Origin of the sequence: Acidaminobacter sp. JC074 (assembly GCF_022496765.1) — a bacterium.
Taxonomy (GTDB): domain Bacteria; phylum Bacillota; class Clostridia; order Peptostreptococcales; family Acidaminobacteraceae; genus JABXKX01.
This window is the reverse complement of sequence record NZ_VANV01000001.1, coordinates 258,486-281,104: the sequence shown is the minus strand read 5'-3', so window position 1 is coordinate 281,104 and position 22,619 is coordinate 258,486. Positions and strand designations below refer to the sequence as shown.

17 protein-coding genes are annotated in these 22,619 nt (G+C 36.6%); 16 read left to right on the top strand and 1 reads right to left on the bottom strand.

Features of this window, described 5'->3' with window-relative positions:
• Nucleotides 1-23 precede the first annotated feature (23 nt).
• The 13 genes from EZV73_RS01345 to EZV73_RS01285 all read left to right on the top strand — a co-directional run bounded on the left by EZV73_RS01345 (nt 24) and on the right by EZV73_RS01285 (nt 17,776).
• Complete coding sequence (locus tag EZV73_RS01345; RefSeq protein WP_240837581.1) at nt 24-2,216, top strand: helix-turn-helix transcriptional regulator; 2,193 nt, start codon at nt 24-26, stop codon at nt 2,214-2,216.
• Between the two features lie 189 nt (nt 2,217-2,405).
• Nucleotides 2,406-3,392 (top strand): sugar ABC transporter permease, encoded by a 987-nt coding sequence (locus EZV73_RS01340; RefSeq protein WP_240837579.1) that lies wholly within the window; start codon nt 2,406-2,408, stop codon nt 3,390-3,392.
• 9 nt (nt 3,393-3,401) lie between these two features.
• Nucleotides 3,402-4,283 (top strand): carbohydrate ABC transporter permease, encoded by an 882-nt coding sequence (locus tag EZV73_RS01335; protein WP_240837577.1) that lies wholly within the window; start codon nt 3,402-3,404, stop codon nt 4,281-4,283.
• 45 nt (nt 4,284-4,328) lie between these two features.
• Complete coding sequence (locus EZV73_RS01330; protein WP_240837574.1) at nt 4,329-5,906, top strand: extracellular solute-binding protein; 1,578 nt, start codon at nt 4,329-4,331, stop codon at nt 5,904-5,906.
• 88 nt (nt 5,907-5,994) lie between these two features.
• Entirely contained in the window at nt 5,995-7,143 is a 1,149-nt protein-coding gene (locus tag EZV73_RS01325) for a glycoside hydrolase family 88 protein (RefSeq protein ID WP_240837572.1), read from the top strand.
• 13 nt (nt 7,144-7,156) lie between these two features.
• Nucleotides 7,157-7,987, top strand: a complete 831-nt coding sequence (gene kduI, locus EZV73_RS01320; protein WP_240837570.1) for a 5-dehydro-4-deoxy-D-glucuronate isomerase — start codon at nt 7,157-7,159, stop codon at nt 7,985-7,987.
• A 10-nt stretch (nt 7,988-7,997) separates the two neighbouring features.
• On the top strand, nt 7,998-8,759 hold the full coding sequence (gene kduD / locus EZV73_RS01315; protein WP_240837568.1) for a 2-dehydro-3-deoxy-D-gluconate 5-dehydrogenase KduD: 762 nt from the start codon (nt 7,998-8,000) through the stop codon (nt 8,757-8,759).
• A gap of 163 nt (nt 8,760-8,922) precedes the next feature.
• Nucleotides 8,923-9,846 (top strand): sugar ABC transporter permease, encoded by a 924-nt coding sequence (locus tag EZV73_RS01310; RefSeq protein WP_240837566.1) that lies wholly within the window; start codon nt 8,923-8,925, stop codon nt 9,844-9,846.
• Nucleotides 9,847-9,854: 8 nt separating this feature from the next.
• Nucleotides 9,855-10,763: a carbohydrate ABC transporter permease gene (locus tag EZV73_RS01305; RefSeq protein ID WP_240837564.1), complete on the top strand. Its 909-nt coding sequence runs from the start codon at nt 9,855-9,857 to the stop codon at nt 10,761-10,763.
• 48 nt (nt 10,764-10,811) lie between these two features.
• Nucleotides 10,812-12,314 (top strand): ABC transporter substrate-binding protein, encoded by a 1,503-nt coding sequence (locus EZV73_RS01300; protein ID WP_240837562.1) that lies wholly within the window; start codon nt 10,812-10,814, stop codon nt 12,312-12,314.
• Between the two features lie 44 nt (nt 12,315-12,358).
• On the top strand, nt 12,359-12,958 hold the full coding sequence (locus tag EZV73_RS01295; RefSeq protein ID WP_240837560.1) for a YesL family protein: 600 nt from the start codon (nt 12,359-12,361) through the stop codon (nt 12,956-12,958).
• Complete coding sequence (locus EZV73_RS01290) at nt 12,955-15,348, top strand: glycosyl transferase (RefSeq protein ID WP_240837558.1); 2,394 nt, start codon at nt 12,955-12,957, stop codon at nt 15,346-15,348. The genes EZV73_RS01295 and EZV73_RS01290 overlap by 4 nt, the downstream gene beginning before the upstream one ends.
• Nucleotide 15,349: 1 nt before the next feature.
• Nucleotides 15,350-17,776, top strand: coding sequence for a glycosyl transferase (locus EZV73_RS01285; RefSeq protein WP_240837556.1), 2,427 nt, complete (start codon nt 15,350-15,352; stop codon nt 17,774-17,776).
• A 64-nt stretch (nt 17,777-17,840) separates the two neighbouring features.
• Here the strand turns inward: EZV73_RS01285 and EZV73_RS01280 are convergent, their stop codons facing one another.
• Nucleotides 17,841-19,040: a methyl-accepting chemotaxis protein gene (locus EZV73_RS01280; RefSeq protein ID WP_240837554.1), complete on the bottom strand. Its 1,200-nt coding sequence runs from the start codon at nt 19,038-19,040 to the stop codon at nt 17,841-17,843.
• Between the two features lie 358 nt (nt 19,041-19,398).
• Here EZV73_RS01280 and EZV73_RS01275 point away from each other — a divergent pair, with 358 nt between their 5' ends.
• The 3 genes from EZV73_RS01275 (at nt 19,399) to EZV73_RS01265 (ending at nt 22,572) form a co-directional block, all read left to right on the top strand.
• Entirely contained in the window at nt 19,399-20,547 is a 1,149-nt protein-coding gene (locus tag EZV73_RS01275) for a M28 family peptidase (RefSeq protein ID WP_240837552.1), read from the top strand.
• 217 nt (nt 20,548-20,764) lie between these two features.
• Nucleotides 20,765-21,589, top strand: a complete 825-nt coding sequence (locus EZV73_RS01270; protein WP_240837550.1) for a 5'-3' exonuclease — start codon at nt 20,765-20,767, stop codon at nt 21,587-21,589.
• Nucleotides 21,590-21,672: 83 nt separating this feature from the next.
• The gene (locus EZV73_RS01265; protein WP_240837548.1) at nt 21,673-22,572 is read left to right on the top strand and encodes a hypothetical protein; all 900 of its coding nucleotides are present in this window, start codon (nt 21,673-21,675) and stop codon (nt 22,570-22,572) included.
• Nucleotides 22,573-22,619: the final 47 nt, after the last annotated feature.

Here is a 22,619-nt window from a genome sequence, read left to right as displayed (position 1 = left end):
TAGCTAAATTGGGGGAAGTTATTTTGTATAGACATATTAAAGGACTATTTAAATCAAGACTGTATTACAAGTCAAAGTTGTTTTACAGTTTTTTCATCTTACTTTCATTAATGATCACTTTGCTGATTACAGCAGGTGTTATACCATATATCATGGATATGAATCGTGAAACTGATATGGAGGAAAAGCAGACGATTGAAAGGTTTGCAGAGGACATGGACAAGGATTTTGCTGAGATATTTAAGCAGATTCTTATTATGAAGAAAGATCCTCTAATAAGTGAGTTTATTCTTACTGACGAAGTCACCTATTATCAAAAGGTCTTGATTCAGGAACACCTGATCAAGGTTGTTCATGATATGGACAACTTTGGTTACCAAATAGCTATAACAAAACCAGGGGATGAATCTGTTATAGCCAATGATGCTACTTTGACCATGAACCAGTACTTAGAATCTTGGATGATTGATGAGTATTCCTGGCAGAAAGCTGCTAATAGACTCATATATGATAGGAGTTTTTCTAATCCTTCCTACTTTGTTATGAATGCAGTTAATGATTCAACGGAAGTATCCTATCTACTTTTAACCAAGCTAGAGACCGAATACAATGTTGGTGAAGCCCTATTTTTGATCAGTATTCACAGAGATGAAATGCTCGGTGATCATATGACAGACCAAAAGGGGACTTTATCTGTTATTGGTAGAGACTTTCATATAGGTGATGACACACTGGCTTTTTCTCAGATAAAGGAAATAGAAGAAGTCACTTATTTAAAAGGTGATTCATTGAATCATAGAGTGATACCATCTAGTCTAGGTCCTTGGTATTATGTTTATAATCTTGAAAAAGACAATCTTTTACTTGTCGTAGGCATATATGTTCTTTTAGTGATCATTTGCTTGTCTCTCTATTATGCTGCGTGGATGTTGTCTAGCCGACTCGCGGATGTTCTTAGTAAACCCATTTCTAACCTCTTAAATGATGTTGGTGCTGAAAATGTAGAAGGAGCTCTAGACTATATTCAAGATATGAAGGATGCCTATGAGCTTATACAAGAGGAAATGTCTAACTTGTTGAATGACCAAAATCAGCTTTTAGGTACAAGACTCTTAAGAGAATACATGATGAAAATCATCAATTACAAGCAGTTTCAAGATAGAAGTGGAAAAGTAGGTTTGTCAAAAAGCCTAAATCCCTATACACTGGCCATTATAGATTACAGTCAAGTTGAAGATGAAACCCTTCTTTTTTCAATCAAGTCTCAGATTAGATTGTCGGTGGACCATCTTTATATATCTGTTAATGCCAACACAGGTGCCATCTTGTTCCATGAATTGTCTTATGGTGAAGCCTTAAGACAAATCAGACAACTTTATGATGAACTGACTTCTAGCAAGAGTTTAGATATATTGTTTGTTGTAAGTGGCAATTTTGATGATTTAGAAGAACTACCAAGTATCTACTGGAAAAATATCCGATCACTTGAGTATAGGTATGTTATACCAGAGGCTGTCATTATCACAGATGAAATCATTTCAAGTGTGGATTTGGCTCAAAACTATTACTATCCAATCAGTATAGAGCAGAGATTGGTACAGCTTATTATCAGTGGCAAGTCTGATGAGGCTCGTTTTCTGATTGATGAAATATTACAGGAAAATTTTAAAAATAGATCACTTTCCTCTAAGCAATTGGATGCGCTTGTTTATGCCATTAGAGGTACTGTCAGAAGGATTGTCAACCAGCTCAATGTCAACTATGAAACGATTTTTTCAAATAATGATGACCTACTTGAATCTTTGGTTGAATATGAATCACCAAGGCATGTGGTCAACTGGATTTTAGATATAGTGGAATGTTTGATTGAATGGCAAAAGAGTAATCATCAGATGAACGAAGTTCTTCTTGAATCCCGTATGTTTGAGTTTCTTGAAAACAATTATTACAAAGACATCGGTTTAGAGGAGTTCTCTGAAGCACTTGGTGTTACAGTTAAGTATTCAAGTATTCTTTTTAAGCGTGTAACAGGTAGAAACTTTAAAGAGGTACTCAATGAATACCGGATTAAGGAGGCAAAGAACCTATTAAAAGATCCAAGTCTTCAAATTAAGGATATTGCAGAGAAGGTAGGCTTTAATTCTTCCAATACATTTATCCGAGTTTTTAAAAAAAGTACAGGTTATTCACCTGGACAATATAGAGAAAATCATTAAGTCTGCTATGCAGGCTTTTTCTTTGTTTACAAATGAATATCATAAGGAATATGCAAAAGAAGAATTGAGTGTTTGCAAGTGTTTGAACCGTTGAATTTTGATGATTGTTATGTTAGCGCCACCGTGATAAATTGTTGTTAAGCCGAAAGGCAAACGTTTGTCAGAGCATAAATTTAGAGGGGAGATTTAATGGATAAACCTATAGATCCTCGCATAAGATTTGGCGAGAATAGATCATCAAATGATAAGCTTGAAACTTACATGAAAAAAGCGAAAAGACAACTAAAAATTATGAGAGACAATTGGCAGCTATATGTCATGGCTTTACCAATTATCATCTGGTTTGTACTTTTCATTTATAAACCCCTAACGGGTCAAGTAATCGCGTTTCAAGATTACAGTCTTTTTAAAGGCATTGCTGGTAGCGAATGGGTTGGATTGGATAACTTTGTAAGTTTCTTAACAGGACCTTACTTCTGGCCAACATTTAGAAACACACTTATGTTAAGTCTTTATGGCTTGGTGTTTGAGTTTCCGGCAGCAATCATACTGGCACTTATGTTAAATGAGGTTAAGAATAAAATATTTAAGACAAGTGTTCAAACAGCAACTTTTATACCTTACTTTGTTTCTATCGTAGTAACTGCCGGTATTGTGACCAATATTTTGGCACCGGACTTAGGCATTGTAAACCTACTTTTAGAAAGACTTGGTTTTGAAAAGATATACTTTTTAATGAAGCCGGAATTGTTCAGAGGTATTTTTACAGGGATGAACATCTGGAAGGAAACAGGCTTTAACGCCATTGTTTATCTTGCAGCATTAATGGCAATTGATCCAGCCTTGTATGAGGCAGCACGTGTAGATGGGGCCAACAAGTTCCAACAGATGCGACATGTGACCATACCTGGTATTATGCCAACGATCATTATTATGTTTATTTTAAGGATAGGACAGATGCTTAATATAGCATTTGAAAAAGTATTATTACTGCAGCAGCCTGCTACATATGAAACTTCACAGATCATTTCAACATATGTTTATCAGACAGGTTTACAAAATCAAGATTTTGGTCTGGCTACTGCGGCAGAGGTTTTCAATGCCATTGTTGCATTGATATTGGTATACAGTGCAAATCGTATAGCAAGCAAGTTTTCTGATACAAGTTTATGGTAAGGAGTGACTATGGGAAACACAATAGAAGGAAGATCGGAAAAAATCTTTAAATGGGTTAATATAGTGCTCCTTGTGGTAATAGGTTTTTCAGCACTTTATCCACTGGTTTATATCTTAAGTGCATCGGTATCATTACCATCAGCAGTTGAGACTGGGGAAGTGGTATTATTGCCAAAAGGCTTTAACCTAGAATCCTATAAGGAGGCCTTAAAAACACCTAATCTATGGGTTGCTTATGGCAATACACTTTATTACACAGTTGTAGGTACTATCGTTAATATGGCTTTTACAACACTTGGTGCTTATGTTTTATCAAGAAAGAATATGCCATTTTTAAAAGCCATCACTTTATTTGTGCTTGTAACCATGTGGCTAAAGCCAGGTATCATTCCAATGTATCTGAATTTTAGGGATTTAGGTCTTATCAATTCAAGGTGGTCTATTGTACTTGGATTTGCTATATCCACATTCAACTTGATTATCTTAAGGACATTTTTCTCATCAATACCTGAGTCACTTGATGAAGCAGCCAGGATAGATGGTGCCAATCATTTTACGATTTTTAGAAAAATATACTTACCACTTTCAAAATCTGCACTTGCAACAATTACCATGTTTTATGCTGTATCAAGATGGAATGGTTACTTCTGGTCTATGGTGTTATTACAAGATGATTCGAAGATTCCACTTCAGGTACTTTTAAAGAAACTTATTGTTGAGCAATCAACAGGTGGTGAAGAGGCCGTTTTAATTACACCTGATGCCTTATCGTCACCACAAACCATTATATTCGCTATTATTATGATCTCTATTATACCTATGCTGATTGCATATCCTTATATTCAGAGATTCTTTAAAGAAGGCGTTATGATAGGTTCTGTAAAAGGTTAGAAAAGTCTAACGAGACTGTTGTATAATATTATTTAGGAGGGAAACATGAAAAAACGTTTATGTCTGCTATTAGCACTAGTTATGGTTCTAACATCGGTATTTGCCGGATGTGGTCAATCAGAAAATGTTGCATCAGTAGAAACATCAAAAGGCTCAGGTGAACTGGAAGGCTCTTTAGTATCAGCAGAACCTGTAGAATTTACTTACTTTGGTATCTTTAATGGTACAGTGTTCAATGAAGAATGGCCAGTATTTAAAGAAGCAGCTGCTATGACAAATGTCTCTTTAAAAGGCACCTTATCATCAGGGGCTTCTGACGATAAACAAGCATTCAACTTAATGGTATCTTCAGGTAACTTACCAGATATCATCTCTTACATGCAGATAGAGGACATGGAGAAATTAGGTCGTGACGGTGGTTTACTTGAGCTAACAGATTTAATTGATCAACATGCGCCAAATATCAAAGCATACTTTGCAGCTAATCCTGACAAGGAAAAATTAGCGACATCTGTTGATGGCAAGATGTATGTTATTCCTAAGTTTATGGCTGGTGAACCATCTTTAGGTTACTTCGTTAGACAAGACTGGTTAGACAACTTAGGTTTAGAGCAACCACAAAACCTAGAAGAGTTAGAAGCTGTGTTAACAGCATTTAAAGAACAAGATCCAAATGGAAACGGCCAAGCAGATGAAGTACCATTTTTCCAAAGAAAAAATACTGAGCTTAGCAATGTATCGTGGTTATTAAGCTTATGGGGTTCTTCATTACGTTACTACATGGATGACGACGGTGAGCTTAAATTTGCACCTATGGAAGATGACTTTGTTAATGCTATAAAAGAATTGAAAAGATGGTATGACAAGGGCTTAATCGACCAAGAAATATTTACAAGAGGTAACAAGTCAAGAGACGTTCTTTTAAGTTCAAACACAGGTGGTATGACTATCGACTGGTTTGGTTCAACTTCTACTTATAATGATAAATTAGCAGATTCTATAGAAGGCTTTAGCTTTATGCCTTTTGCACCGCCAGAAAATATCAATGGTGAAAGAGTTATGCCTGATAAGAGAACAACTGTAAATGGTGGCTGGGGTATTTCAGCATCATGTGAAGATCCAGTAAAGGTCATTCAATACTTTGATTTCTGGTTCTCACCAGAAGGTCAAAAGCTGATTAACTTTGGTGTAGAAGGTTTGACATATGAAGTTAAAGAAGGTAAGCCTGTTTATACGGATATGATCATGAATGGTAAAGGTAATGCTTTACAGAACTTAAGAAGTGAAGGTGTTCAGTACCTTATCGGTATGGCTCAAGATTTCGATTATGAAAGAGGCTGGATTCACCCAATCGGTTTAGAGGGATTTGAAATGTATGAGAAGAACGATTACTACAAGTACGTGTGGGATCCTCTAACATTGAAGTATTCACCAGAAGAAGAAAAAGAAGTTATCAAAATCCAAGTTAATGTGGATTCTTATGTACAGGAGATGGTACAAAAGTGGTTATTAGGTGCTTCTGATATCGACAGTGATTACGATGAGTTCGTTGAAAGATTAAAAGAGCTTGGTATTGAAAAATCTATTGAGATTAATACCAATGCTTACAATAGAATCTATTAATAGTGTTCACCTGGCTGATGCCAGGTGAAATTTCTAAACCTTATTATTTTTTAGATTGCAATTACAAATTATTGAAATGGAGGAAAAAATGAGCTGTGAGCATACAGACATTTTAAAGCAAGAAGATGTCGAAAAGGCTTTTGAAGAAGCCTTAAAGAAGGTAGACATTATGCTTGAAACATTTAAGACAACCTTTCCATCTCCTAATAGTAATAATCTTATCTATTGGGCAGAAGATAACGACCAGGGTTGGACTCAATCATTTTGGACGGGTATTCTTTGGCTGGCTTATGAAGGCTCAGGAGATGAAAAGTACAGACAAGCAGCCGAAGGACAACTGGATTCTTATATCAAAAGATTACGTGAAGAACTAGAGATTGATACGCATGATTTAGGTTTTCTATACTCTTTGTCAGGTGTTGCTGAGTGGAAAACAACTGGTAACAAAAAAGCGCGTCAAATAGCGCTTGAAGCAGCCGATCACCTTATTGGTCGATACAAACCTAAAGGGGACTTCATCCAAGCATGGGGCGATATAAATGATCCAGAAATGTATCGTTTGATTATAGACTGTTTAATGAACTTGCCTCTTTTATACTGGGCAACAGAAGAGACTGGTGACAGAAAGTATAGAGAGATAGCCGTAAAACACTTAAGAACGACATTAAAAACAGTGGTCAGAGAAGACAATTCAACATTCCATACTCATTATTTTGATCCTGAAACTGGTCTGCCTACTCATGGTGTTACTAGACAGGGCTATTCAGATGATTCTGCATGGGCAAGAGGACAAGCATGGGGTGTATATGGCATGCCTTTATCTTATTCATATATCAGTGAGCCCCAGTGTATTGAGTATTACTATAGATTTACAGATTTCTTTATTGAAAAATTACCTCAGGATTATATTCCTTACTGGGATATGATCTTTACAGATGGTAGCGATGAACCGAGAGATTCATCTGCAGCTGCCATTGCTATTTGTGGCATTTACGAAATGGACAAACACTTAAAAAGCGAAAAACAATCAACTTATATGCTTTATGCAGATAAGATGCTTAAATCCTTGATTGATTCATATACAACCAAAGACGACCCTCATGCCAATGGGCTTTTGAAACATGCTGTTTATTCAAAACCATGTGATAGAGGAGTCGATGAATGTAACATCTGGGGATGTTATTACTATATGGAGGCTTTGGTTAGAAAACTTAAAGATTGGGATATGTACTGGTAGAAAGGAAAGACATATGGACATTAGATACGCATCACATCCATCGGATGCAAAACACTATGATACAAAAACAATGAGAGAGCAGTTCTTGATTAAGAATTTATTTACTGAGGATAATATCGCCATGACTTATTCTCATATTGATAGAATCATAACAGCAGGGGCAATGCCTGTGAATGAGATTCTTGAAATGACAGCATCAAAAGAACTTGGTGTGACTTATTTCTTAGAAAGAAGAGAAATGGGCCTTATTAATATTGGAGGACCTGGTAAGGTTTATTTGGATGAAGAAGTCTTTGATATGGCATCAAGAGATGGTTTGTATATAGGTATGGGGACTAAAAAAGTAGCTTTTGAAAGTTTAGATCCTACTAATCCTGCTAAATTTTATATCAACTCTGCGCCAGCTCATCAATCTTATAAGACCGTTAAGATTGAGATTGAAAAGGCGTCTCCAAGCAAGCTAGGTGAAGCTGCTAAATCCAATGAAAGAACCATATACAAGTATGTTCATCCTGATGTATGTCAATCTTGTCAGCTCTTAATGGGTCTTACCATGTTAGAGCCAAACAACATGTGGAACACCATGCCTTGTCATACCCATGATAGAAGGATGGAAGTTTACTTCTATTTTGATATGAAAGAAGAAGATGTTGTTTTTCATCTGATGGGCGAAGTGGATGAAACAAGACATCTTGTTATGAGAAATGAAGAGGCTGTTATTTCTCCTTCTTGGTCAATTCACTCTGGTGTAGGCACAGGCAGCTATACTTTTATTTGGGGTATGGTTGGTGAAAATCAAACATTTGATGATATGGACCATATTTCTATGCGTGACTTAAAATAAGGAGGTCATCATGATACTTAATAATTTTGATTTAACCGGTAAAGTTGCAATGGTCACAGGAGCTTGTACAGGTCTTGGCCAAGGCATGGCTGTGGGACTTGCAGAAGCAGGTGCTGATATTGTTGCTGTTGACATTGGCAATTTAGATGATACAAAAGAAGCCGTAGAAAAATTAGGAAGAAGATTTCTTGGTTTGGAGGCAAATCTTATGGCGTTAGATGCCATAGATCAAGTCATGACAGCAGCTGTAGAAAGCTATGGGAAAGTGGATATCCTCATTAATAATGCAGGGATTATTAGAAGAGAAGATGCCATTAATTTTTCTGAGAAAGATTGGGACGACGTCATGAATCTGAATGTGAAATCTGTATTCTTCATGTCTCAAAAAATGGCCAAGCAGTGTATGGCTAACAAGATTTCTGGCAAGATTATCAATATAGCTTCAATGTTATCCTTCCAAGGCGGCATTCGGGTACCATCCTATACAGCTAGTAAATCTGGCGTTATGGGCATTACGAGATTGATGGCCAATGAATGGGCAAAAGAAGGCATCAATGTCAATGCCATTGCACCAGGTTACATGGATACCAACAATACGGCTCAACTAAGAGCAGATAAAAAAAGAAGTGAAGAGATTCTAGGAAGGATTCCAGCATCGAGATGGGGCTTACCTGAGGATTTAAAGGGCCCTGTTGTCTTTCTAGCTTCTAAGGCATCTGACTATGTCAATGGCTACACACTAGCTGTTGATGGGGGTTGGTTAGCAAGATAGTTTTAAAGTCTACTTTTTTAAGTAGGCTTTTTTTTGTTGTCAAATTTTGCAGGACCACACTGTGCAAAATATTCGACTTAAGGACAAATACGTTTATTAAGAATAGTTTGAATTTAGCCTACAATTATCACATAAGAGAAAACGTTTGCAAAAGGGAGTATAGATGAAAGAGAAAACAAATATCGTAAAAGAGTTTAAGAAAAATCCAGCTTTGTTTTTTATGTTGTTACCAGGTATTTTAGTTTTACTTGCTAATAACTATTTACCCATGCCGGGTATACTGTTGGCATTTAAGGATTACAACTACACCAAGGGCTTCTTTGGAAGCGATTGGGTAGGATTTGATAATTTCAAGTATTTATTTACATCCAAACAAGCATTTATTATTACAAGAAATACGATCTTATACAATCTGACATTTATTTTAATATCGGTAACCATTGCGCTGGCTCTAGCCATTGTCTTAAATGAGTTAAGAAGTAAGAAGCTTGCCAAACTATATCAATCCATCTTCTTTCTACCTTACTTTTTATCATGGGTAGTGGTAAGTTACTTGGTCTATTCGCTTTTAAGTTCAGACCAAGGTGTCTTTAACGGCATACTAACCAGTCTTGGTAAAGAACCAATCAACTGGTATGTAGAAGCCAAGTTCTGGCCCAGTATCTTGGTTTTTGTAAACACATGGAAGTGGACGGGTTACGATTCCATCATTTATCTAGCAGCCATAGTGGGGATTGACAAGTCTTTATACGAAGCTGCTGCCATAGATGGGGCAGGCAAGCTTAGACAGATATTTTCTATAACCATTCCAACCATTATGCCTGTTGTAACAATTGTAACTCTGATGAAGGTCGGTAGAATATTCTATGGTGACTTCGGTCTTTTCTGGAACATACCTAAGAATATGGGGGTTCTTTATAATGTGACCAATGTCATCGACACTTATGTATACCGCGCCCTTACTCAGGCTGGTGATATTGGTATGGCAACAGCGAGTGGTCTTTATCAAGCGACAGTTGGTTTTATTCTTGTAATATCAGCTAACTATATCGTTAGAAAATTTGATGAAGACAGTGCACTAATGTAGGGGGACTCATGAGAAAAAGCAAATTTCAAGAAGTGACCATGATATCTAAAAAAGCAGATATTATATTGAACATATTTATGTTGTTATTGGCTCTAGCCTGTATTTATCCGCTTTTACTGGTATTTGGCATATCTATTACAGATGAAAAAACAGTGACATTAGAAGGTTATAAGTTGATTCCGCAAGTTGTGAGCTTTAAGGCTTATGAGTATGTTTTTACAGATGCAGTTGATATTTTCAGGGCTTATGGTGTGACAATCTTTGTAACCATTGTTGGTTCTATCACAAGCTTAAGCGTTATATCACTTTATGCTTATCCACTTTCGAGAAAGGATTTTAGGTACAGAAAACACTTTACTCTACTGGTATTTTTCACAATGTTGTTCAATGCAGGTCTTGTGCCTTGGTATATGGTTTATACCAATGTTTTACACATAAAAGATACCATTTTTGCCATGATACTGCCGGGGCTTATGACACCCTTGTATGTCTTGATCATGAGGACCTTTTATTCAACGACCATACCTGAATCCATCATAGAGGCGGCCAAGGTAGATGGGGCAAGTGAGTTTAAGATTTTTACATCGATCATCTTACCACTTTCAAAACCATCTTTGGCAACCATTGGTCTGTTCAATGTGCTTTATTATTGGAATGACTGGTATGCACCACTCTTATTTATAACAGATGAAAAACTTTACAATCTTCAGTATCTACTTTACAGAATCAACCAGTCCATTACCTATTTAACATCACAGTCCAACTCACTGGGTAATGTATCTGAGTTACTGGCAAATATACCATCACAAACAGCGCGAATGGCTATGGCCATTGTTGCAATCGGACCAATTGTACTGGCTTATCCATTCTTCCAAAAGTACTTTGTAGAAGGTTTGACAGTCGGTTCAATCAAATAGTGTCTTACGGCTATGCCGTAATAATAGATTTTAATGAGGGGGAAAAACATGTTTAAAAAGTTAATGGTCTTATTACTATCGCTATCTTTAGTATTTGGCTTATTTGTAGGGTGTGGTGACAACACTTCACAAACCAATACTTCGGAAGGTGCAGGAACTGAAGTGTCTAAAGAGTTAGAAGAGGTTACGATCACATGGTACTTTATCGGTAATGGTCAGCAAGAAGATGTTGCACTTGTTGAAGAAGCGGCTTCTAAGTATCTAAAGGAGAAAGGTATCAATGTTAATCTTAAGCTTCAATGTTTTGACTGGGGCTCTTATGACCAAAAGTTAAGAACCATGATTGCAGCAAGAGAAGAGTTTGATATCTGCTTTACATCATCTTGGACAAACAATTACCAGCAACAGGCTGTTAAAGGTGCTTTTGTTGAGTTGAATGATCTCTTAGACCAGTATGCGCCAGAAACTAAGAAGATGCTGGGTGAAGACTTTATCAAAGGTACTCAAATTGAAGGCATCAACTATGCAATTCCTGCCAACAAGGAAAAAGCTCACCAATGGGGCTTTATCATCAGAAAAGACTTACTTGATAAATATGATTTAGATATTTCTTCAGTGGCGTCATTAGAAGATTTAGAGCCACTTCTAAAAGCGGTACATGATGGTGAAAATGGCGAAGTTTATGCACTAGAAGCACTGAATGGTGAATCACCTTTCAAACTTTTAGATTTTGATAGAGTTGGTGATGATAAGTATCCAGGCGTTGTATGGAATGATTCAGCTGATATGAAGGTATTCAATGAGTTTGAAGCGCCTGAGACCATGGAACTGTTCAAGACCATGAGAAGATATTATGAAGCTGGCTACATCAGACCTGATGCTGCAACAGTAACAGACTTTAACGCTGATTTATCAGCTGGTAAGATCTTTGTTTCAACAAAATCATTAAAGCCTGGTAAAGATGCAGAAATGTCTTCAGCTACAGGTTATGAGTGGGTACAAGTTGAAATCACCAATCCAGTTATTTCTAACAGAGACACATCAGGTTCAATGCAGGCAATTTCATCGACATCTAAGAACCCTGAAAGAGCTTTGATGGTTATTGAGTTATTCTCAACAGACGAATACTTTAACAATTTAATTAACTTCGGTATTGAAGGTACACATTATTCAAAGGTATCTGACAATGTGATTGAGCCAACGGATAACAATGCCAAATACAACCCAGGTACTGGCTGGATGTTTGGTAACCAGTTTATCAACTACTTATGGACAAATGAAGATCCAGAAAAATGGACACAATTCAAATCATTTAATGACAAGGCGGTTGGTACTAAGACTTTAGGTTTTATCTTTGATCCAGCACCTGTTAAGAGTCAAATAGCAGCATGTAACAATGTTTGGGACCAATATGTACCTGCATTAGAAACGGGTACTGTAGATCCTGAAGAGTACCTGCCTAAGTTGATTCAGGCATTTAAAGATGCTGGCGCTGATGAGATCATCGCAGAAAAGCAAAAACAATTAGATGCATGGTTACAAGGTAAGTAAGATGATAAGCGCTCTTTATGAGCGCTTTCTATTAGGAGGATAAAATGGAAGCCAAGTATAATAGGAATAATATTTTTATGACGGTCATGACGCTTGTTTATCAGTTGATGCTTTTAAATATACTTTTTTTAGTATTTTCCATGCCAATAGTGACTATTGGCGCCTCTTCAAGAGCCTTAGCAGGATGTATAAGGGACCTGTTAAGAGGTGAGTTGAGTCATGAGTTTAAAAGCTTTCTTTATTACTTTAAAGGTAAGTTTAAAACATCGACCTTGTCTTTTCTCTTACTCTTATTAGGCTACTGTATAGTCGTGATCAATCTGACCAATGTTCAAAGCTTGGGTTATTTACTAGGTATGATTCAGTTGCCGGTGATTATACAGTTACTTGTCAGTCATATGATGCTGTCATATGTTGTCTTGGAGTGGGATCTAAAGACTTTAAAATCATTAAAGCTTGCTTGGATTCTTGGTAATAGAAACATCATAAAGATCATAGGTGCAACAGGGCTGATGTATGTGATTTTAAAACTTAGCCTCAACATACCTGTGATATTAATCTTTTTCTACATGCCTATTACCAGTATTATTCAATATTATTTTTGCTATCCAACCATTTTAAAAGTTAAAGGAGACAATTCATGAAGTACGGTTATTTTGATGATAAAAATAGGGAGTATATCATCACATCACCTCAAGTACCAACCAAATGGATCAATTACATCGGGACACTTTCTTTTGGCGGTTTTGTAGATCATCTGGGTGGTGGTGTTATTTGTAAAGACGATCCTGCCATTAACAGGATTACCAAGTATATACCACAGCTGCCTGACAGTCATTTCAATGGTGAAACAGCCTACATCAAAGTTTATGCAGATAACGAGACTTTCGTATTTTCTCCTTATATTGTACCGACATTACACGATTATGAAAGCTATGCATGTGCTGTTGGTCTTGGCTATAACATCTACAGATCAAGCTATAAGGGCATTGAAACAGAAGTTAAAGTATTTGTGCCAAAAGACATGGATGTGGTCATCCGTGATTACAGTGTGAAAATCAAGAGAAATGATGTAAATAAAATAGAGATCATACCTCTTGTAGAATACACCCACTTTGAAGCTTTGAAACAATTTACCAATGCAGACTGGGTGCCTCATACCATGGTATCGGATATGGTAGATTTAGATGGTATAGTCCTTAAACAATATGCCTTTATGAACAAAGAGACGGCTGTTAATTACTTTACTTCAAATGGACCGATTACATCATTTGAAACCGATAGAAGGCGATTTTTAAAAGACAACCAAGGTGGTAGCTTTAGAAATCCAAAATCACTTGAAGAAAATGAATTTAGTAATTATGAAGCCAGACGTGGTGATAACATTGCTGCTTTAAGGCATACCTATCAAGTGGATGGCATGACTGAGATTAATCTGATTACACAACTGGGGCAGACACGTCAGCTTGAATCTATTAAGAGTCAGATTAACTTCTGTAGAGACAAAGTTAATGTGGACATACTCTTTAGTAAGTTAAGATCATTTTGGGAAGATTATCTTTCAGTTATGCAAGTAAACACACCTGACCAAGAGATGAACAGTCTTTTAAATATTCATAATCCAAAGCAGTGTTATATGACAAAAAACTGGTCGAGATACTTATCCCTGTATCAACTGGGTCTAGGTGCAAGAGGAATTGGTATTAGAGATACATCTCAGGATGTCATGGGGATTATTGCCTTTATGCCTAATCAGGCAAAATCACTAATCGAAACCCTGCTTTCTATGCAAAGAAGAGATGGATCGGCTTATCATCAATACAATCCAAAATCACTAATTGCATCCATAGGTGATGCACATGAAGATGAAGATGCACCGGATTATTATGGTGATGACCACTTATGGCTGGTACTTGTCACAAGTGCTTATATCAAAGAAACAGGCGATTATAGCTTTTTAGATAAGATCATTCCTTTTTACGATAAAGATAAAAAGGATGAACCTATAGAAAGCGCGACTGTCATGGAACACTTAAAAAGGGCTTTTCACTTTACAGAAAATGATTTAGGTAAAAACAAGCTTCCCCACTTAGGATTTGCTGATTGGAACGATCCAACCAACTTACCGACAGGATCTGAATCAGTCTTTAATGCCAACTTATATGGCTATGGCATGAAGTCTTTCATTGACATGCTAAATTATTTAGAAATGGACTCAAAAGATTATTCAGCCAAATATGACAGGATGAAAGAAAACTTTAATGCTGTGGCTTGGGATGGCAGGTGGTTTAAGAGATACTTTGACCAAAATGGTTTGCCACTAGGTTCTAAGGACAATGATTATGGACAGATTTATACCAATGCCCAGTCATGGTCTGTTATGTCTGGTTTTGCAGATGATGATAAAGGAAGGATGGCCATGGATTCAGTTCATGACATCTTAAACACGGACTTTGGTGTGAAACTTTCTTATCCTGGCTTTAATGGCTACGATCCTGTAAAAGGTGGTATATCCTCATATCCGCCTGGAGCAAAGGAAAATGGGGGGATCTTCTTACATGCCAATCCATGGGTCATGTATGCAGAAACCCTACTAGGCGATGGTGATAGAGCTTATAAGTACTACAGTCAGATCAATCCCATTAAGAAAAACGACATTATAGATACTTACGAACTTGCACCTTATGTTTATGCTCAAAACATTCTTGGCAATGAACATGAACTCTTCGGTCTTGCAAGAAACTGCTGGTTATCAGGGACAGCATCATGGTCTTATCAGGTAGCCACTCAGTTTATATTAGGCATACAAGCCTCTTTTGAAGGCTTGAGAATCAACCCTTGTATACCTAAGAACTGGCCAGGTTTTGATGTGGTAAGAAAGTTTAGAAATTCAACTTATCATATTCAGGTAATGAATCCTCAAAAGGTTTCAAAGGGTGTTAAAGCCTTATATGTTAATGATGAAAAGTTAGAATCTGATGTCTTGCCATTTGGTCAAGAAACATACAATGTAAAAGTGATTTTAGGAGAATAATATGAAGTTTGGACATTTTGATGATATCAAAAAAGAATACGTAATTGAAACCCCAAAAACACCTTACCCCTGGATCAACTATCTAGGAAGTGAATCCTTCTTTGGTTTGGTTTCAAATACACTAGGAGGTTATAACTTCTACAAGGATGCAAGACTGAGAAGGTTAACACGCTACCGTTATAACAGTGTACCAGTTGATTCTGGTGGCAGGTATTATTATATAAAGGATGATGGCGTCATTTGGAATCCTGGATGGATGCCTGTAAAGACAGACCTAGACAAGTATGAGTGCAGACATGGATTAGGTTATTCGAGATTTATCTCTAAGAAAAATAACTTATCGTGTCAGCTGACCATGATGGTGCCTAATGACTACAATGGTGAAGTACACCAGCTAATACTAGAAAATGAGTCGGATAAAGAAAAAAATATCGATCTTTATTCTATGATTGAGTTTTGTTTATGGGATGCTCATGATGACATGACCAACTTCCAGAGAAACTTAAACACTGGTGAAGTAGAATATGACAACTCAGTTATTTATCATAAGACTGAGTTTAGAGAAAGAAGAAACCATTATGCCTTTTTCAGTGTTAACTCTGACATTGATTCATTCGACACAGACAGAGATGCTTTTTTAGGTCCTTTTAATGGCTTTGATTCACCTGAGGGTGTATCTAATGACAAGCTAAGTAACTCAGTCGCTTCAGGCTGGCATCCAATTGGTGCCCACCATAAGAAGATGGTTCTTAAGCCAGGAGAATCTATGTCTTTCATCTATATCATTGGTTATATAGAAACAGACATCAAGTTTATCGACCGAGATGTGATCAATAAAGCACCTGCTTTGGAGATGATTAAAAGATTTGAAAGTGATTTAGATTTTGAAAGGGCTTTTAATGAACTAAAAGAAAAATGGGATGGTCTCTTAAAGCCATTTTCAATAGAATCTGACGATGAAAAACTTAACCGTATGGTCAACATTTGGAATCCTTATCAGTGTATGGTGACCTTCAATATGTCGAGGTCGGCTTCTTACTTTGAATCTGGTATCGGCAGAGGCATGGGCTTTAGAGATTCGACTCAAGATATACTTGGTTTTGTCCACCAGATACCAGATAAGGCAAGAGAAAGACTCATCGATATAGCTTCTACCCAGTTTGAAGACGGGTCAGCCTATCATCAATACCAACCCCTAACGAAAAAAGGTAATGATGCCATAGGTTCTGGCTTTAATGACGACCCATGCTGGTTGATTATGGCTGTAGCGGCTTACATCAAAGAGACTGGTGACTTTAGTATCTTAGAAGAGAAGGTTGTTTTTGAAAATGATCCCACAAAGGTTGGTTCTATGTATGACCACTTAAAAGCATCCTTTTTCCATGTTGTCAATAACCTTGGTCCACATGGTCTACCACTGATTGGTAGGGCTGACTGGAATGACTGCTTGAACTTGAATTGTCATTCTACTCAACCAGGAGAATCATTTCAGACATCAGGTACAGCAGATGGTCGTGTTGCAGAATCCGTATTTATAGCAGGTCTATTCCTACTTGTAGGAGATGATTTTATCTACCTTGCTGATCATCTAGAAAAACAATCGGATGTTTTAGAGGCTGATAAGCACATTGCTGATATGAAAGAAGCCGTTATTCAGCATGGTTATGATGGTGACTGGTTCTTAAGAGCCTACGATGCATTTGGCAATAAGATTGGGTCTAAAGACAATGATGAGGGGAAGATTTTCATTGAACCTCAAGGCTTTTGTGTCATGGCTGGTTTAGGTAGTGAAGATGGTAAAGCTTTACATGCGCTTGATTCAGTAAAAGACCATTTGGAAACACCATATGGTATTGTTTTAAACCAACCAGCTTATAGCAAGTACTATCCTGAACTTGGAGAGATCACATCTTATCCGCCAGGATACAAGGAAAATGCGGGTATATTCTGTCATAACAATCCATGGATTGCCTGTGCTGAAGCAAGACTTGGAAGAGGGGATAGGGCCTTTGAGGTCTATAAAAAAATAGCACCAGCTTATCTAGAAGAGATCAGCCATATCCATAAAACAGAACCATATGTTTACTCGCAAATGATTGCAGGTAAAGATGCTGTAAACATGGGACAGGCTAAAAACTCATGGCTTACAGGTACAGCGTCCTGGAACTATATTACCATTACTCAGTGGATACTTGGGATTAAACCAGACTATAAGGGTTTACGAATCGATCCTTGTATACCAAGTGATATCAAGTCTTATAAGGTCACTAGACATTTTAGAAAGAATCATTATGAAATCACTGTAAAAAATGTGTCAGGCCAGGGACATGAAGTTAAGACCATTGAAGTGGATGGTAAGAAGATAGAAGGTGATATTCTGCCTTTATTTGATGACCAAAAGCTCCATCATGTAATAGTAACCCTATAAAAAAACTGCTAGAAATTTTCTAGCAGTTTTATCTTATTGGTTTGAAAGTCACGATGATTAGTTCTTATTTAAGTATATCTTCTACAGAAGTTTTAACCTCAGCTTCAAAGTGTTCTAACTGATTCATTTGCTCTTGTAGATTGTCACTGATACGGCTTCCATAATTGGCACTTTGGTCTACTGTATCTGCTAAAGACTCAATGGCAGTTTGCATTTCCGTTGTAGAATGAACTTGCTTTTCGATTTGATCTTTAACAGAACCTACAGCTGCATCAACATCGTTGATTTCTCTTAAGATAGATTCAATGTTCTTAGTAGCTGTTTCAACTTGTCCCTTATTCTTATCTGTATTTTCAGCTGTTTTATTTACTCTGTTAACAACACTAGATATATCATTTTGGATAGACTTCATGATCTCTGAAATCTCTGTTGCAGAGTCCTGTGATTGGACAGCTAACTTACCAACTTCGTCAGCTACGACTGCAAAGCCTTTACCATGTTCACCAGCTCTAGCAGCTTCTATAGATGCATTCAGTGCAAGAAGGTTTGTTTGACTAGAGATGTTGTTAATCAGTTCAATCATCTCATAAGCTTTAGAAATTGATGTATAAAGTGTTTCAATCTGGTCTTTGATACCAATGATCTCTGATGAAACATCACCAATCATGGTGTTGATCTCAGAGACAGATTCTATACCTTCTTTGGCTTCGGTCATAACGCTTTGACTTGCTGCAGATGCTTCTTCAACCATAGCGTAGATATTTGTTGAAAGCGTGGTAATGGAATCAACGCTAGATGCCACTTCTTCAGATGTCGCAGCAAGTTCTTGAATGCCACTTGTCATATCTGTAATATCACCAGTGATTGCTCTAATAGCCGCATTTGATTCTTCAATTTCTGTTACAACATTTCCAAGAGAGCCGGCAATTTTTTCTTCCTTAGCAAGAGATTCTGCTATACCTACAGCACCAACACACTTACCATTATCATCTCTAATGGGATAAGTTACAGCTCTAAATGGCAGGCCATATACTTCCTTAGGCACAACTGCTGTAATGATCTGATTGTTTTTTATAGTTGCTTGGAGTGGGTCGCCTTCTGGAATCTTTGATCCTACTTTAACTTTAACATCTAAAGCGTCCCCTGGTACATAAGAGATAAACTTTTCCAAATCAGTTACTGAAACCATGATGTCTTTTTGCATAACCTCTTTAAGGTATGGCATAAACTCAACAAATTTCTTATGATAATTCTTTTTAAACATTTCGCCTCCTTTAACTAGCTTCTTAATTATACCCTTTATACAGTTAATGTAAATTTATTTCACTTATGAGTTTTACATAAAATTCTTGGAAGTGTATTACGCTTAAAAATACACCTCGCTGCATTTATATTCATTATAGCTTGTCTTGTTATTAAAAAGTCGTGTTGCCCTTTCTTTATGCAAGATGACATGCGTTTATGAAATCAAAATGAATTGTAAAATAATTATATACAAAATCCGTATAGTAGATTTCTTATATGGTCGATTTCTCTAGATTGGAAATGCTTGGCTTTCAAATAAAGTACATTTTACATTTGAATATAGGTTATAATAAAAGTAGAAAAATAAAGGAGAACTTATGTCAAGAGAATACATCTATGAAATAATTAAAAGACTTGAAGGAGAAAGACATCCTTTGGATACTTATGATGCACTTGAATCAACGGCAGACTTTATAGAAAGTAAGTTTAGTCATGCTGGTTTAGATACCTGGACACATACATTTTCTGTAAAGGGTTTTAACAAGACCTTTAAGAATATTATAGGCCATCTAGGTGATAAGAGTGAACCTGCTATTTTAATTGGTGCTCACTACGATACAGTCAGAAAGTCGCCTGGTGCAAATGACAATTTATCAGGCCTATCTGTCATGTTAGATGTTTTAAACAAGATAAAAGATGATAAGAAAGTACCCCATATCATGTTTGTTGGCTTTACTTTAGAAGAAGGACATCCTGGATTTGATCACTATTTAATCAATGAACTTCAAAAAAAGGGTATAACAGATGCTGAAGGCAGGTATGTAACTTTAGAAGTCAATCAACTTTGTTTGCAAGTGGAGAAGTCCGCTAGAAAAGAAAAGCAAAATGGTTCTAGTTTGTTAGATGGCTATAAAAAGCAAGTCGAAGGATTATCTGGTGTCCAAAAGACCTATTGTGATATTATGATACATGGCCACGAAAGCTTTTTAAATGACTTTTTTGATGGTGGTCGTATAATGATGGGCTCATCTAGACTTCAAGGCTATCTTGAGGAAAAAGGTATTCAAGTATCAGAAGTTATAGTAATGGATTGTTTAGGTTGGATAAAAAAGGGCAAAAATACCCAAAGACCTCTTCCTTTAAATGATATGACCAAAGATCTTATACAAAGTCACTTGGTAGATATGGATCAAAATGAAGGCAACTATATAGGCATATTTGGTGGTAACTCATCAAAACATATCTTATCAGACTACTTAAAAGCCTGTGAAACTGTAGGACAGCTGCCTTATCTAGGCATGCATTTGCCGCTTTCTTATGATCAAGTTAAAATCATGCTGCCTGATTTGTTAAGATCAGATCATGCACCATTTTGGAAGGCTGGTATCAAAGGCCTCTTTATTACGGATATGGCCAACTTCAGATCAGAGCTTTATCATACACCGGCTGATCAATCCAATAGAATTGATTATTCTATCTTAGATAGGATATCAGCCGCCACACTAAAATATCTTAGGAAAAAATAATCTTCTGTAGATATCAGATTCAACCACAGACTTCTTATTATTAGATACTGGATTATGTGAAAAGTGAATAAATACCCAAATTAAAGGAAGCTTGCTTGGGTATATATAAGGGTCGATCATTATATTGAAGCAAATCATGGCCGGTCATATCTTGTTAGGGTATAAATGCAATAATAAGATTTTGACAAAGGGCCTAGTATACGAAAAGAGAGAAAACATGGAAAAAATAATATTAGTAGATGGACATAACTTGCTATTTAGGATATTCTTTGGCTTTAACAGGCCGATTATGCATCATGGTATCGACCGAAGGTGCCAGGTCGGCTTTGCCAGTTCTATTAACAAGATGGTTAAGGATTTAGGCGCATCTAAACTACTTGTCCTCTTTGATTCTGTAACAAGTACCAAGTCTAGACTGGAAGTTTATCCAGATTATAAGCAAAATAGAATCGACTATACTGAACAAGAAGAAAATCCATTTGAGCAGTTAGGGGACATTTACAAGGTTTTAGATGAGTTGGATATAGCCTTTTTAGAAGCCGATGGTTTTGAGGCAGATGATTATATTGCAACCATTTGTAAAAAACACCATGATGACTATGAGTTTGTTATCGTATCGACAGATTCAGATTTCAACCAGCTTGTAAGTGAGTCTGTATCCATCTATAAATCAAGAGGCAAAAACAGTGAAATATTAACGCCTATATCCATTAAGGAAAAGCTTGGTGTGAGTCCAGAACAGATTATTGAGTATAAGTCACTCGTAGGAGATACAGCAGATAATATTCCTGGCATTAAAGGGATTGGACCAAAACGTGCTGCGGAAATCCTTTCTTATGGAACAATAGATGAGATCATCAGCGGTCAAACAGAGATTCCTGATAAGTATCTAAATAAAATTAGAGACCATGAGGATATATTAGTAAGAAACAGATTTCTAATTACCATGATGGACAATGCTCCCGTAGACTTGAATCTAAATGATTTAGAAGTAGCTTTTGAAAAATCATTTAAACCGACAAGTGTTCTAAAATTTCTATAACACATAATTCCCCATAATTCATTGATAATTCCTCCATATAGTATTGATAAGATGATGACATAAACAAGAAAGGAGCTAAAACAATGAAAAAATTAGCAAAGACATTAATCGTTACAATTATGGCATCATCTCTATTAGGAGCAGCTGCTTTTGCAGATGATACAGTATCACTTGAGGAGAGAATCAAAGAATTACAGGATCAAGGTTTAACAAGAGTTGAAATTCATGCAACACTAGAAGATGAAGGTTATGAACTTGAAGGACCAAAAACTTTTTCAAAGTCATTCGGTAAGTTTCAAAAGAAAGAATTAACAGAAGAACAACAGGCTCAAATGGATGCTTTCATGACTAAGGTTGAAGAATTAAAAGAACAAGGTTTAAGTCGTGAAGAAATGAAAGAAGCACTAGAAGATGCAGGTTTTGAAATGCCTAACTTTATAGGTTCGAGAATGCAAGCGCCTAAAGTAGAGTTAACAGAAGAGCAAGAAGCACAGTTGGAAGCTTACAAGGCTAAAATCGCTGAGTTAAAAGAACAAGGTGTTGAAAGAGAAGATATGAAAGCAGCTCTAGAAGAAGCTGGTTTTGAAGTACCTGACTTTTTAGGCTCTAAATTTGGTGGTTCTTCTAAAGTAGAACTAACAGAAGAACAACAAGCTCAACTTGAAGCTTACAAGGCAAAATTAGAAGAACTTAAAGACCAAGGTCTTAATCGTGAAGAAATGAAAGAAGCTTTAGAAGAAGCAGGGATCGAACTTCCAAACTTTATAGGTTCAAGAATGTCATCTTTTCAAAAGGTTGAATTGACAGAAGAACAACAAGCTCAACTAGATGCTTACAAGGCTAAAGTAGAGAAACTTAAAGAACAAGGTCTTGATCGTGAAGAGTTAAAAGAAGCTCTAGAAGAAGCAGGCTTTGAGATGCCAGACTTTAATTTTGGTTCTAAATTGAAGGGTGCTGTAAAAGCATTCGGTGGTAGAAAATAATGGTGCGAGATTAAGAGATTTTCTCTTAATCTTTTCCTAGTTTTATG